Here is a 14,678-nt window from a genome sequence, read left to right on the forward strand (position 1 = left end):
GCTTCAGCGGAGGATCAGGCCGCGTTGTCCGATGCGCACCCGCGCCGGGTCGATGCCCAGCAATGCGCGCAGATATGTACCTCCCGCCGTCTTGAGCGCGGCCGACCGTCGAGCATCGGGTTGTTGCTTCAGGGCCTCGCGCATCGCGGCGAGATAGGTGGCGAGGATCGCGATCGTGACGCGGCCTTGGGCATCCTGTTGCAGGGCCTCCGCGCGCTCGGCCGCCAGCCCCCGCATCTGCGCATAGAGCGTGCGAAACGCGCTATCGCTCACCTCCGCATCCGCAAAGGCCATGTAGCTCGCCGCCGTCAGCGAGGCGAGGCCGCCGGCCGGGTCGCCCGCCACGATGCCGAGATGCCGCTCCAGCAGACCATAGCGTTTGTACATTTCGCCGAACAGTTCCGCGGCCTCGGCGCGCTGGTGCGCGGGGAAACCCGACACAAGCTCGGCGGCGATCTGCCGCACGATGGTCGGCGGCGCCGCCGGACGGGGCGAGGGCGCTGGGGCGGGCGCGGCGGGACGTACCGGCCGCCGAAGCGACTCTTCCACGCTTTCGTGAAAGATCTGCTGGTGCGATCGCCGCAGCATCGCATCGGCCTGCATGTTGAAGATCGCGCTGTCGAAGCCGCCCTGGCCGAACCAGCCGCCATCCTGTGCCGACGCCGGCGCAGCCATCGCGAGAGCGATCACCGCCATACCCTTCAACCGCATCTTCCTGCCCCCGTATCGGTTTGGCCGACAAATAACGGAAGCAAGGTCCGCACACACGCTCACGCGGCGGCGTCCGTCCTGTTCGGCACACGCATGGGCGACACGACTGCATGCTTCGGCCGCCCGCCGGAGGTCCGAAGGACGGCAGTCTAGTCCGCGATCGGCCAGCCTGCGTTGGTCCAGCGCAGCGGCTGGATCCGCAGCGTCGGCCTGCCATTCCGCTGGCGATCATAGGCATGGTAGACAATATGGTCGCCGTCGGCCTGCTGCAGGATCGATGCCCCGCCCCGCCCGACAAAGCGGCTGCCGTCGCCCTGCCCGCTGGCAAGCACTGCCGTGCCGCCGCCCTGAAGCATGGGGATGCCCTCGCGATCGACATAGGGCCCGTCGGGCGCGGATGCGCGGCCGACGACGGTGTTGTAGGTGCTCGCACGCCCCTTGCAGCAGGAATCGAACGAGACGAACAGATAATAATAGGCCCCGTGCCGGACGATGAACGGCGCCTCTACCGCGCCCGGCGTGGACCGCCGCGCCAGCGACCGCGGGGCGGTGTCGCCGGCAAGCCGAAGGCCGGTCGCCGGATCGATTCGGATCAGCTTGATGCCGGTCCAGAAACTGCCGAAGACCAGCCACGACCGCCCGTCCGCATCGCTGAACGCCATCGGATCAATGGCGTTGAAGTCGTCGCCGGGCCGCGATTGGATCACCGCTCCCCGGTCCACCCAATGCGCTGCGGGGGCGGCGGGGTCGATGCGGTTCGCCGTCGCCAGGCCAATGGCCGAGTGGTTGCTCCCGAAGGTCGAAACGGCGTAATAGAGCCGGTACTCGTTTCCCGCCTTGGAGATATCGGGCGCCCACATCCCGGTCGCCCCGGGCACCGCCGCTCGCGCCCAGCCGGGCAGCGCCGTGTAGCTGCCGCCCCGGAGCGTCCAGGCGTGCAGATCACCCGAGGTTCGCAGCGCCAGCAGCCCGGCCGCGTCCCCGGCATTGCCGGTGGTGAACAGATAATAACGGTCCCCGTCCTTCAGGATCGATGGATCATGCGCCGGGCTGATCGCGCCGCGCAATTGCACGGAGGCCGAGGACGGCATCGGCCCTCCCTCGCGCGGGGCAGGCGCTGCATTACCGGCGCCGCAGCCCCAGGCGAGCAGCGGCAGCATCGGCAAGAGCGAAGAGAAAGGCTTCACGGTCGATGTCTCCCAAAGCGGCAGCGGGCGAAACATGCAGCTTCCGCGCCGGGAATAGCGGGAAGCTGCCGCAGGCACCGCTGCACATCCATTCCCGTCACATCGCGCGCAGCGGCCCGTTCGCGACCGGCGTGCCGAACACCGGCGTGCCGTCGGCCGCGTAGCGGAAATATTGCATGCGGGTGTGCCGGTTCGGATCGAACAGCGGGTCGCCCTGAATTTCCGCATAATCCCGCGCGTGATAGACCAGCACGTCGCGACCCGCTTCATCCACGGTGAAGCTGTTGTGGCCGGGGCCGAAGATCTTGTGCTCGGCCGATGTCTTGAACACCGGCTGCGGCGACTTCGTCCAGGCGGCGGCATCCATGATATCCGCATCGGCGCGGGCGGTGAGCATGCCCATGCAATAGCGGGCGTCGGTCGCGCTCGCCGAATAGGTCATGAACAGCTTGCCGTTGCGGGCAAGCACCGCCGGCGCCTCGTTCACCTTGAAGCCCTGGACTTCCCAGTCCAGCGTCGGCACCGACAGCCGCACCGGCTTTGCACCAAGCGTCAGCGCGGAGGCGAGCGGCGCAAGATACAGATTGGAGTTTGTCTCGACTCCTGGCTCGCGCTGGGCCCAGGCGAGATAGCGCCGCCCCTTGTGAACGAAGCTGGTCGAATCGAGATTGAAGCTGTCCCACGGCGTCTGCAGTTGGCCGAGCACCGACCAATTGCCCGTCATCGGATCCGGTCCGTCACACGCCACCGCATAGGTGCGGATGCGGAACACGTCCTCGCCGCCGCCACTGGGGCCTGCCGCAAAATACATCACCCACTTGCCGTCGATCCGATGCAGCTCCGGCGCCCACAGGAAGCCGGACATCGGCCCGCTGGCCAGATGCCGCCACAGCACCCGCTCCTCCGCCGTCGCCAGCCCCGCCAGCGACCTCGAACGGCGCAGCACCAGTCGATCATATTCGGGGACCGATCCCGTCATGTAGTACCAGCCATCGGTATGGCGGAACACCTGTGCATCGGCGCGCTGCCGAACCACCGGGTTGACGATCGGCGCGGTCGATCCGCGAGCAAGCGCGGGTGCCGCCGAGGCCGCAGCGGCACCGGCTAGAAAAAAGCGTCGAGTAAGCATCGGGTCCTCCGCCATGGTCGTGCCGTCTGCCGGGTCGGGGCCCGCAGACAAACCGGAAGCGGTCCGGATTGGCGCAGCATCCCCGCCCCCGGGCGGCCATTGTCGGCGGTTTAGTCCGACAAATTTGTGCGGACGTCAACTGCTGCGACACCCGGTGTCGACCGGCAGCCTATGCCCCTGCGGCAGGGCTCCGCCCCCTCGACGGGAAATGAAAAGGGCCCCGGCGAGGATCGCCGGGGCCCTTCTCGATGTCGCTCGGGGCGCGTGGTCGTCAGAAATTGCCGCGCAGGATGAACGAGAAGCGGCGATCGTTCATGAAGTAGGATCGCGGCGCCAGGTCCTTCGGATCCCCGGTATAGGCCTGGGTGGTCTTGGTGACCGTGTTCGTCAGGTTCACCCCCTGCACGCCCACCTTGATGTCTTTGGTCAGGTTCACGAACAGCGACGCGTCGAGCGTCCCCACCGGCTCGTTGAAGATCGAGAAATAGGGGAAGATCACGTCCGATGCGGTGAGCAGGAAGCGCGAACGCCAGTTATACGCCGCGCGCACCGAGATACCGCCCAGCTCGTAGAACACCGCCGCGTTGACGTTGTGCTTCGACAGCTGCTCGAGCGGAAGGCTGCCCGACGGGGCCACCGTGGAGACGTTCGACGGCGAACCGCCGTTCAGGAAGCTGTTGGGCAGGCCCGAGCTGTCGATGAACGTGTAGTTGGCCGAAATGCCGAGGCCCTTCAGCGGTCCGGGAAGGAAGTCGTAGGTCTGCTGATAGGCAAACTCGAAGCCCTTGATCTTGCCGGTGCCGTCATAGTTGGCCGGGCCGCGGACGAACACTTCCTTGGTGATGCCGTTGCTCGTGAGCGACCGGTTGGTGACCTGCTGGTAGAAGAACCCGTCGATCGCCTTGTAGAAGCCGTTCAGCGTCAGCGAGCCGACGCGCGCGAAATACCATTCGAGGCTCGCGTCGAACTGCCAGGCGGTCGCCGGCTTCAGATAGGGGTTGCCGGTTGTCGCCGTAAGCTCGCCGCTGGTACCAAGACCGATGGTCAGGAAGTTGCGGATATTGGCGTTGTCCGGGCGCGTCAGCACCTTGGAACCGGCGAGGCGCAGCAACAGACTGTCCGACAGGCCGAACTTCAGGTTCAGACTGGGCAGGAAGTAGCTGTAGCTGTTCTTGGCGGCGTTGTACGTGTCGAAGCCGGCCCCGGCGAAATTCTGGAGCTGCGCATAGCCCGCCGCTCCCAGCGTGCAGACGCCGCCCTGGGCCTGCGGCGGCGTGCCCGGGGGCGCGCCCGGCGGCACGGTGAGCGCGCAGCGCTCGGAATAGGGCTCGGCGATGTTCAGTTCCGCCTGGCTGGGTACGCCGATACGACCTTCGGAGCGCACATTGGTGCGAACCCAGCGAAGGCCAACGTTACCCGAAAAGCGGATTCGGCCGAACAAAGTATCCGAACCGAAGCTCGCCATGCCGTACGCCGCGCTGTCCAGCTGGCTGACCGGCTGGATTTCCGAAGGGAGGTAGGGCGTGCCGGCGATCGCCCGCGCACGGCCCGATGCCGGCACCCAGGTCGGCGACGCGCCAAGGCCGGTTGCGATGGCCTGGATCGACTGGAAGTCCTTCACCGCCCCCGCATAGTTTCGGATCATGTCGCCGGCATAATAATAGGCACCCGGCGGCGCTTTGGTCTGCCCGCGGAAGAAGTTGGGGAAGTCGTAGCGGGTCATCAGCCCCGCCGGCGTGTCGCCGAAATTGACCGGACGCGAACCCGACCAGGTTTCGCTCAGCATGCCCCAGTTATAGGTGGAATAGCGCACCGTCTGGTCGCGATCCTGATAGCGCGCACCGAACTTCACACGACGCAGGAACGAGTCCTCGTCGAATTTATACTCCACATCCCCCTGGAACGCATATTGCGTGCCGGTGCTGTCTTCCAGATGGTCCATCGCCGCACGCCAGAACTGGAAGCGCGGATCCGTGAAATATTGCGCATCGGTGGCGCCGGCGAGCGCCGCGTTCGGCGTCGACCAGGTATAGCCGAGATATTGCGGCTTGTGCGGCGTCACCACCGGAAGCTTGCCGGAAATGTCGAGTTCCTGGTCGGCGAAGCTCGAGCCGAATACCGAAATATCGAGCTGCTCGCGGTGCGACTTGGCCACCTGCCCGTCCAGCGTGACGGTCAGGCGATCGGTGAGCTGGGTCCGCAGCCGAAGGCTCCAGTCCTGGTTCAGCGTCTCCTCGCGCGACTGGCGCCGGGCCAGCGACTGCTGAAGACCGCCGATCGGAACATAGGGCGACGTCGCCGGGTCGCCACGCCAGCCATTGCTGGTGTTGACGATATAGCCCGACTGGAACAGGCCGTTGGCGTCGTACACGAAGTCCTGGAACTGACCGACCGGGCACTGCGCGCGCGACGTTGCCGCCCCGGCGCTGCGGTCGGCGGGCAGGGTCAGCGGACCATCCGAATTCTGCAGGCAGCCCTTCGGATAGGTCGTGTACTCGGCGAGATCCGGGGCGGTCTCGAAAGTATATTCGCTCCACTCCTGCGTGGTATGCGAGCGGACATATTCGGCAGTGATCGTCGTGCGGCGATCGATCGATTCGAACTGCGCCGCCACCGACATGCCGTCGCGCTTGCGATCGAATTCCTGCGTGCGGAACTGGCCGCCCGCCGGCGCGATGCGCATCGCGGCATAATCGGCAAAGCCGTCGGCGCCTGCCGTTCCGTTGTTGCCGCAGGCATAGCCTGCCGCCGGGAGGGTCTGGGTGTCACCGGACGACGGCAGCGGATTGCGGCAGACCAGCGTGCCATCGGTGTTGGCGGCGTTGACCAGCGTGTTGTCGCGCGTCTGGTAGTTGGCGACCTGGATGCCGTCCGAACGGCTCTTGATCCGCGAATAGGCGCCGCTGGCGAGCAGGCCGAACCGGCCGATGCCGGTATCCCAGGTGTTCGAGAGCAGCCCCGAGATCGTCGGGGTCCACTTCTTGCGCATGTCGCCGTAATTCGCCTCGAGGCTGAGCGCGCCGTGCAGGCCCGGCCGATCGAACGGCTTGCGCGTGTTCAGGTTGACCGTGCCGGCCAGGCCGCCCTCGATCATGTCGGCCGTGGTGTTCTTGGCGACGATGACCGAGCCGAGCAATTCGGACGGAACGTCGGCGAAGTTGAGCGCCTGCCCACCCACGCCCGCGGCGAAGGCGGTGCGGCCGTTGAATTCCGAGCGTACGAAGGTGAGGCCGCGCACCGCCACGCCCGAACCTTCGACCGAGAAGTGATCGGGATCGTTCGAGCCGGCGAAGCGGTTGATCGACACGCCCGGCACGCGCTGCAGCGCTTCAGTGACCGAGCGATCCGGCAGTGAGCCGATGTCCTGCGACGTGATCGCGTCGACGACGGTATCGGAATCCCGCTTGATCGACTGGGCCGTCGCCAGGCTGGCGCGGATACCGGTGACGACGATCTGGTCGCTCTGCTCCTGGCTCAGCTGCGCGCCGCCGGCGGCTGCCTGGGCATCGCCATTCTCCGTCTGCGCGTGCGCCGAGCCCATTACGCCCGCCACGCACAGCGCCGTCACGGAAGCCCCGCGCAGGAAAGTCCCTAACGTACGAATATTGCGCAGGCGCGCATGCGACGACCGCATCATCCCCTCCTCCCATATGTTTCCGTGACTCGTTGGCCACGACAAGGTTGTCACGTTTTTACACCAGATCACGAAACATTTGGCAATGCGACCGCTAACATTTTCTGCGAGGTTTCAGCGCACTGTCACTCTGCAGCAACAACCCGGGGGTGCCCCGATCCCGCACATGTCCAAAGGTTGGGTTTGACAGAAGCCCCGAAAATGCTGGTATTCCCGTGAATCTGGAGAGGGTGAAGCGATGGCCGGACCGCCGAGTCTGCGCGTGATAATCGTCGGAGGGGGTACGTCGGGCTGGATGACGGCGGCCGCGCTGGCGCGTTTGTTGCCGAAACGTTGCCAGCTGCACGTCGTGGAGTCCGAAGCGATCGGCGTCATCGGCGTGGGCGAGGCGACGCTCCCGCATATTCGCGGGTTCATCGAAAAGCTGGGCATCCGAGAAGCCGATTTCATGGCCTGGACGCGCGGCACCTTCAAACTCGGGATCGAGTTCCGCGACTGGGGCAAGATCGGCGACAGCTATGTCCACCCGTTCGGCACCTTCGGACGCGGCAAGGGCGAGGTGGACTTCCACCATTACTGGACACGGCTGCGCAGCGCCGGAGTCGACCTCCCGCCCCTCGAGCAGTTTTCCTATGGCTGCATGCTCGCCCGCGCCAACCGCTTCGACCTGCCGGCGAGCGACCCGGAGCAACTCGCCTCCACCTATGGCTACGCCTATCAGTTCGACGCCCTGCTGTTCGCCCCCTATCTACGCAGCATCGCGGAAGGGCTCGGCGCGCGGCGCACCGAGGGCAAGGTGGTGGAGGTGCTGCGCGACGGCCTGACCGGGAACATCACCGCGATCCGGCTAGAGGACGGGCAGATCCTCGAAGGCGATCTGTTCGTCGACTGTTCGGGGTTCCGCTCGCTGCTGCTGGGAGAATCGCTGGAGGAGCCGTTCGAGGACTGGAACCACTGGTTGCCCGCCGATCGCGCCGTGGCGATGCCGTGCCGCACCGAAACCTCCGTGACGCCCTATACCAGCGCGATCGCCATGCCGGCGGGCTGGCGCTGGCGGATCCCGCTGCAGCACCGCACGGGCAACGGCTATGTCTATGCCAGCGCGTTTACGTCCGATGATGACGCGGCGCAGGCGCTGACCCGCGCGGTGGAAGGTGCTCCCCTCGCCGATCGGCGCCAGCTGCGCTTCCGCGCGGGACGGCGGCGGCGCAGCTGGGTGCGGAACTGCGTCGCGATCGGGCTGGCCAGCGGCTTTCTGGAACCGCTGGAATCAACCAGTATCTATCTCGTGCAGCAGGCGATAACCGCGCTGGTCGAGCTCTTTCCCGCCTCCGCCGACGCCACCATCGAACGCGACGAGTTCAACCGGCTGATCGACCTGGAATATGATCGGATCCGCGACTTCCTGATCCTGCATTATCACGCGACGCAACGATCGGACTCGGACTTCTGGAACTATGTGCGCACCATGGCCGTGCCGGACAGCCTGGCCGAGAAAATCGAGCTGTTCCGCCGCGCCGGGCGGGTGGTGAAATATCGCGAAGGCGTGTTTCTCGATGCCAGCTGGATCGCGGTCTATGTCGGTCAGGGCATCGTGCCGGAGGGTCACGACCCCCGCGCCGACGCCCCCGACACGGCAACCTTGGTGCAGGCGATGAGGGCGCTGCACGGAGAGATTGCCGCCACCGTCGCGCGCGTGCCGGAGCATCTCCGCTATATCGATCGCTATTGCCCGATGGCGGCCGCAGCATGAGCCTCAAGCGGGTCCTGGTGGTGGGCGGCGGTCTGACCGGCTGGTCTACCGCCGCCGCGCTCAAGCGCCGCGTGCCGATGCTGGAGGTTGTGATCCTCCCGCTGGCGCCCCCGCCCGACGCTCTTGCCGACCACATCGCCACCACCCTTCCCTCGATCCTCGGCTTCCACGCCGATCTCGGCATCGGCCTGGGCGACGGCGTGGTGCGTACTGGCAGCATCTACCGGCTCGGCACGCTGTTCCGCGATTGGGTGGACGGCTTGCCCGACTACGTCCATGCCCATGGGCCGCACGGCAGCGCGATCGGCGGCGTGTCTTTTCACCCGCTCTGGGCGCGCGCGGCGCGGGACGGCAGCGTGGCGGCTTTCGACAGTTTCTCCCCAGCCGCCACGATGGCGCGTGCGGGCCGCTTCGTGCTGCCGGGCGGCGACGGTCTGCTGGCGGCGCACGGCTTCGGCCTCTCGCTGGACCTGCCGCGGTACCGGGCGATGCTGACCGCGTTCGCCCGCCATGTCGGCGTCCGCGAGCAGCCGGGGGCGCTGGCCGGCGTGGAACTCCGCGCGGACGGCGGCCTGGAAGCGGCGGTGCTGGACGACGGCAGCCGGCTGTCTGCCGATCTGTACTGCGACTGCACCGGCCCCCGCGCGCTGCTGCACGGCGCGATGCAGGCGCCACGCGAAGATTGGGGCCATTGGCTGCCCTGCGATCGGCTCCTGCTGGAGGATGTCGCGCCGGACGCTGATCCCTCGCCGCTCGACCTTGCCACCGCCACCGCGAACGGCTGGCGCTGGACCGGCGCGTTCCAGCGCGGCGCGGCATATTGCGCGGCATATGGCGGGGAACAGGGCGAACCGATAAGGTTGGATGCCGGCGCTACGCTTGCGCCGTGGCGACACAATGTCGTTGCGATCGGCGACGCCGCCGTGGCGATCGAGCCGCTGGAATGGGGCAATCTACACCTCGCCCACAGCGCGATCGACCGGCTGATCACGATGCTGCCCGCCGCCGCGCCGCACCCGCTCGAGGCGGCAGAATATAGTCGCCAGGCGCTCGCCGAGGCACGCAGGGTGCGCGACTTTGCGCTGCTCCACTATGTCACCTCGCGTCGCGAGGGCCCCTTCTGGCACGATGTCGCCAGCACCGCGCCGCCGGAATCGCTCGCCCATACGCTCCGCCTGTTCCGCGAACGCGGTCGCCTGCCCTATCATGAGGAGGAGACGTTCGACCGCGACAGCTGGCTAGCGGTGCTGTTCGGCCAGGGCGTGCTTCCGCGCCAGATCGATCCTGTCGCCGATGCCGTCTCGCCCGCCGATGCTCGCACAACGATGGCACGGCTGAGCGCCGAGATCGTCCGGGCGATCCAGCCCCTTCCCTCCCTCGCCGCCTTTCACGCCGCGCAATCGAGGCACCTGCATGAACGAGCATAATATCCGCGACGTCGTCATCGTCGGCGGCGGCACCGCCGGCTGGATGGCCGCCGCAGCCTTTTCGCGCTTCCTCAACAACGGCTATACCCGCATCACGCTGATCGAATCCGATGAGATTGGCACGGTCGGCGTTGGCGAGGCGACGATCCCGCCGATCCTGCGCTTCAACCAGATGATCGGGCTGGACGAGAACGAGTTTCTCGCCGCCACCGGCGGCACCTTCAAGCTGGGAATCGAGTTTGTCGACTGGGGCGGGCTGGGCGAGCGCTATTTCCACCCGTTCGGCAATTTCGCCCAGGATCTGCAGGGGGTCCATTTCCACCAGCTCTATCTGCGCGAGCGGGCGCGGCGGCCGATGCCGGACATTGCCGACTGGTCGATGAGCGCGGTGGCGGCGAAGCACGGCAAGTTCGGGCGCCCCTCCCCCAATGCCCGAACGCCGGTGCGCGAACTGTTCTACGCGTTCCATTTCGATGCGGGCCTCTATGCGCAACTGCTGCGGCGCCTGTCGGAAGCACGGGGCATCGTCCGCGTCGAGGGCAAGATCAGCGATGTTACGCTGCGGCCTGAGGACGGCTTCGTCCAGTCGGTGACGCTGGCGGACGGCCGCACCGTGGCCGGGGACCTGTTCATTGATTGCTCGGGCTTTCGCGGACTGCTGATCGAGGAGGCGCTGAACACCGGCTATGAGGACTGGCGCCACTGGCTGCCGTGCGACCGCGCCGTGGCGGTGCCCTCCGCCAATGTCGGCGCGCCGGATCCCTTTACCCGGTCCACCGCGCGGTCGGCCGGCTGGCAATGGCGCATTCCGCTGCAGCACCGCACCGGCAATGGCCTGGTCTATTGCAGCGATTTTCTCGACGACGAGATGGCCGAGCAGCAGTTGCTCGGCGCACTGGAAGGGCCCGCGCTCGCCGATCCGCGGCGGCTACGCTTCACCACAGGGCGGCGACGCGAGAGCTGGTCGCGCAACGTGGTCGCGCTGGGCCTGTCCGGCGGCTTTCTCGAGCCGCTGGAATCGACCAGCATCCACCTGATCCAGAGCGGCATCGCCCGGCTGATCGCGCTGTTCCCGGACAAGCGCTTCGATCCGATCGAGCGGCTCGAATATAACCGCCAGATGCGCGACCTGTACGAGGACGTTCGCGACTTCATCATCCTCCACTACAAGGCGACCACCCGGACCGACTCGCCCTTCTGGAACCAAGTCCGCACCATGGACGTGCCGGAAAGCCTCGCGCACAAGATGGCGCTGTTCGCGCACAAGGGCCGGCTGTTCCGCGAAGGCAATGAGCTGTTCACGACGACCAGCTGGGTCGCGGTGTGCCTGGGCCAGCACATCGTGCCCCGCGAACATGAACCCGCTGCCGACGCGCTGGACGAGCGCCTGGTTGCCGAAGCGCTCGAACAGATGCGGCACGGCTATTGGGAGACCGCCCAGCAGATGCCGACCCATGCCGAATTCCTGGCGCGCATCGCGCCCCAGCCCGCGCCGGTCGGCGTGGCGCCGGCGGCAGAGCCGCTGCCGGTCTTCGCCTTCACCGAGGAAGACCCGTTCGGCCAGCCAGGCGCCCCGGTATGAGGGGGGATCGGCTGCGGCGCATCGTCATCGTCGGCGGGGGCACCGCCGGCTGGATGGCGGCCGCGGCGCTCGGCAAGCTGGTCGGCGGAATGCCCGACCTCAGCATCGAACTGATCGAGTCCGAGGAGATCGGCACGGTCGGGGTCGGCGAGGCGACCATCCCGCAGATCGTGCTGTTCAACGCAATGCTCGGCATCGACGAAGCCAGGTTCGTCCGCGAGACCAACGCCACCTACAAGCTGGGCATCGAATTTGTCGACTGGACTCGGATCGGCCATCGCTATGTCCACCCCTTCGGCTTCTATGGGCTCGACATGCTGGGGGTGGAGTTCCACCATTTCTGGCTCAAGGCGCGCAGCCTGGGCGACGCCACGCCGCTCGACGCCTATTCGCTGGCGGCGGTCGCCGGACTGCGGGGCCGCTTCGCCCATCCTCGAACCGATCAGCCCAATTCGCCGTTGGCGAAGCTCGGCTACGCCTTCCAGTTCGATGCCGCGCTTTACGCCCGCTTTCTGCGGACGCTCGCGGAAGCCGCGGGCGTGCGGCGAACGGAGGGGCGGATCGTCTCGGTCCGCCGCGATGGCGAGAGCGGCCATGTCGCGGCCGTGCAGCTGCAATCCGGGGTGGATATTGCCGGCGACCTGTTCATCGACTGCACCGGCTTTCGCGGGCTGCTGATCGAGGGCGCGATGGGCAGCGGCTTCACCGACTGGACTGGTTGGCTGCCCTGCGATCGCGCGGTCGCCATCCCCTGCGCGCTGGGCGGCGACAATGTGCCGCTGACCCGCTCCACCGCGCGCAGCGCCGGCTGGCAGTGGCGCATCCCGCTCCAGCATCGCATCGGCAACGGCTATGTCTATGCGAGCGCCCACCTTTCCGACGACGAGGCGACCGCGACACTGCTGGCGAATCTGGACGGCGCACCGCTGGCCGAGCCCCGCCAGCTTCGCTTCCGCGCCGGCCACAGGGAACGCGCCTGGATCGGCAATGTCGTCGCGCTGGGCCTGGCCGGCGGCTTTCTCGAGCCGCTGGAATCGACCAGCATTCATCTCGTCCAGTCGGGCATCGCCCGGCTCATGGCGTTCTTCCCGACGCGCGGCTTCGATCAGGCGGAGATCGACCGGTTCAACCGCGCCACGGCGCAGGAATATGTCGACATTCGCGACTTCCTGGTGCTGCACTATAAGGCCACCGAGCGCGACGATAGCGCATTCTGGCGCTATTGCCGCACCCTCGCCCCGCCCGACGGGCTGCGCGACAAGCTGGAAATGTTCCGCAGCAACGGCCGGATCGTGCGGGAGCATCAGGAGCTGTTCACCGAAACCAGCTGGCTTTCGGTACTACACTGCCAAGGGATAGAACCGCGGGGCTATCATCCGATCGCCGATCTGCTATCCGACGAGGAGACGCTGCTGCGTCTCAAGCACATCGCCCAAGTCATTGATCAGACGGCCGACGCCATGCCAATGCAGGATGACTATCTTCGCGATATCGGTTGCCATCCGGCGCCCGCGCGGCGCGCGTCGTGACCAGCCTTCCCGATCCGCGCCCCGTGCGCGAACTGGGCGTGATCGATCGTCAGCGCTTCGATTCCGAGATCCGTCCCGCGCGCGAACCCGTGGTGCTGCGGGGTCTCGCCGCCGCATGGCCCGCCGTGCAGGCGGGGCGCGCGGGCGCGGACGCGATTGTCGCCTATTGCAAGCAGTACAGCCATGACCGGGCGGTGAACGCGATCGTCGGCGATCCGGCGATCCAGGGCCGCTTTTTCTACAACAACGACCTGACCGGCATGAACTTCGTGCGCGGGGTCTCGCCGCTCGGCCCGTTTCTCGACCGGTTGCTGCGCGAGTGCGAGCGTCCCACCGGCTATGCGATGGCGGTGCAGTCGGTGCCCGCGCCCGAGCTGCTTCCAGGCTTCGCGGAAGCGAACGGCATCGCGCTGGTCGACAACGCGGTGGTGCCCCGCCTCTGGCTGGGCAACCGGCTGCAGGTGGCGGCGCATTATGATCTGATGGAGAATGTCGGCATCGTCGTTGCCGGCCGCCGGCGCTTCACGCTGTTCCCGCCCGATCAGGTGGCGAACCTCTATATGGGGCCGCTCGAATTCACCCCTGCCGGCACGCCGACCAGCTTCGTCGACGTCACCAAGCCGGATCTCGAGCGGTTCCCGCGCTATGCCGAGGCGGCGCAGCAAGCACAGTCGGCGGTGCTCGAACCCGGCGATGCGCTCTACATCCCCTTCCGGTGGTGGCACGCGGTGGAGTCGCTGGATGCGGTGAACCTGTTCGCCAACTATTGGTGGACCCCGCCCCAGCCGGCGATGCTCAATCCGCACGATGCGCTGCTGCACGCCCTGTTCTCGTTGCGGCTGCTGCCCGAGGACCAACGGCTGGCGTGGCGCGCGATGTTTGATCATCTCGTGTTCCAGGTCCATGGCGACCCGATGGCCCATGTTCCCGCATCCGCGCGCGGCGTGCTGGGCGCGGCGACCCCGGACAAGGTTCGCGATGCCCGCGACGCGCTTCGCCACGCGCTCGACATGCGGCGTTAGAGCGCGGAAACCATGAAGTTGCGCACCCGCAAATGGCTGGCGGTGGTGCGCAGGCCGAAATGCCCGGCGCGGTAAGGCGCGGGATCGCGAAAGTCGAACAGCGTCCGGCCGTCGCGGGCGAAGGTGATCCGCTCGCCCTCGGCCGTCATCCGCAGATGCTGCCAGGCATTGGCAACCAGCAAGTCCGCCGCGGCCTGCCGGTCATTCTCCGGCAGCAACGGCCGATCCCCCGGCCTGCCGGTATAACGCCGGAAGCGTGTGGAGCTGTTGGTGTTGCCGCCGAGCCCGACATAATAGGTTTCCAGCGTGTCATAGGACTCGAAGCGGCCATCGCGCGGGTGGGCGAGCACGTCGCCTTCCGGCGCGGCGGGATCGCGGGCCATCCAGAAGCAGTTGGCGTCGCTCACCCGGTCGAACGGACCACCGGCCGACACCGCCTGCAGGTCATAGTCGATCGCAACCGGTCCGCTGAGGCGCGGACGGAACCACAGGGTCAGCCCGGCGGGCGCGACGATGTCCAGCACCCCGCCCCGGGCGCTGACTGCCGCAGGCTTCGCCGCCTCGATCACCCATTGGCCGAGCCCTTGGCGGAAATCATCCCGGGCGATGGTGCGCGCGCGATGCTTTCGCTGTCGCCCGGCGGCCAGCGCGGCGATCCCGGCCAGAACTTCGCGGCGCAGCAGCATCACGGCGTGGTCCGCCCG

Annotated in this window: 9 protein-coding genes and 1 pseudogene; 5 read left to right on the forward strand and 5 right to left on the reverse strand. The window is 67.2% G+C overall.

Annotated features, from left to right (window positions below; all coding sequences use genetic code 11):
• Positions 1-3 precede the first annotated feature (3 nt).
• The 4 genes and pseudogenes from S2M10_RS10505 to S2M10_RS10520 all read right to left on the reverse strand — a co-directional run bounded on the left by S2M10_RS10505 (position 4) and on the right by S2M10_RS10520 (position 6,595).
• A complete protein-coding gene (locus tag S2M10_RS10505) occupies positions 4-711 on the reverse strand; it encodes a DUF6683 family protein (protein ID WP_168846009.1) in 708 nt (235 codons plus the stop codon).
• Between the two features lie 149 nt (positions 712-860).
• A complete protein-coding gene (locus S2M10_RS10510) occupies positions 861-1,898 on the reverse strand; it encodes an arabinan endo-1,5-alpha-L-arabinosidase (RefSeq protein WP_348770572.1) in 1,038 nt (345 codons plus the stop codon).
• Positions 1,899-2,007: 109 nt separating this feature from the next.
• Positions 2,008-3,027: pseudogene (locus S2M10_RS10515) on the reverse strand (glycoside hydrolase family 43 protein); the annotation flags it as partial.
• A 271-nt stretch (positions 3,028-3,298) separates the two neighbouring features.
• Positions 3,299-6,595: a TonB-dependent receptor gene (locus tag S2M10_RS10520; protein WP_348770573.1), complete on the reverse strand. Its 3,297-nt coding sequence runs from the start codon at positions 6,593-6,595 to the stop codon at positions 3,299-3,301.
• A gap of 304 nt (positions 6,596-6,899) precedes the next feature.
• Between S2M10_RS10520 and S2M10_RS10525 the strand changes: the two genes are divergently transcribed.
• Genes S2M10_RS10525 through S2M10_RS10545 form a run of 5 tightly spaced genes read left to right on the forward strand, consistent with a single transcriptional unit; the run spans position 6,900 to position 13,974 of the window.
• Positions 6,900-8,414, forward strand: coding sequence for a tryptophan halogenase family protein (locus tag S2M10_RS10525; RefSeq protein WP_168846012.1), 1,515 nt, complete (start codon positions 6,900-6,902; stop codon positions 8,412-8,414).
• Positions 8,411-9,841, forward strand: coding sequence for a tryptophan 7-halogenase (locus tag S2M10_RS10530; protein ID WP_168846013.1), 1,431 nt, complete (start codon positions 8,411-8,413; stop codon positions 9,839-9,841). Before S2M10_RS10525 ends, S2M10_RS10530 begins: the two co-directional genes overlap by 4 nt.
• On the forward strand, positions 9,828-11,423 hold the full coding sequence (locus S2M10_RS10535; protein WP_168846014.1) for a tryptophan halogenase family protein: 1,596 nt from the start codon (positions 9,828-9,830) through the stop codon (positions 11,421-11,423). Before S2M10_RS10530 ends, S2M10_RS10535 begins: the two co-directional genes overlap by 14 nt.
• On the forward strand, positions 11,420-12,952 hold the full coding sequence (locus tag S2M10_RS10540) for a tryptophan halogenase family protein (protein ID WP_168846015.1): 1,533 nt from the start codon (positions 11,420-11,422) through the stop codon (positions 12,950-12,952). Before S2M10_RS10535 ends, S2M10_RS10540 begins: the two co-directional genes overlap by 4 nt.
• Positions 12,949-13,974, forward strand: coding sequence for a cupin-like domain-containing protein (locus S2M10_RS10545; RefSeq protein ID WP_348770574.1), 1,026 nt, complete (start codon positions 12,949-12,951; stop codon positions 13,972-13,974). Before S2M10_RS10540 ends, S2M10_RS10545 begins: the two co-directional genes overlap by 4 nt.
• Here S2M10_RS10545 and S2M10_RS10550 read toward each other — a convergent pair.
• Positions 13,971-14,660, reverse strand: coding sequence for a DUF6250 domain-containing protein (locus S2M10_RS10550; RefSeq protein WP_168846060.1), 690 nt, complete (start codon positions 14,658-14,660; stop codon positions 13,971-13,973). The two genes, S2M10_RS10545 and S2M10_RS10550, sit on opposite strands and share 4 nt — an antisense overlap.
• Between the last annotated feature and the right edge of the window lie 18 nt (positions 14,661-14,678).

This window comes from Sphingomonas sp. S2M10 (assembly GCF_012650175.1).
Classification (GTDB): domain Bacteria; phylum Pseudomonadota; class Alphaproteobacteria; order Sphingomonadales; family Sphingomonadaceae; genus Sphingomonas.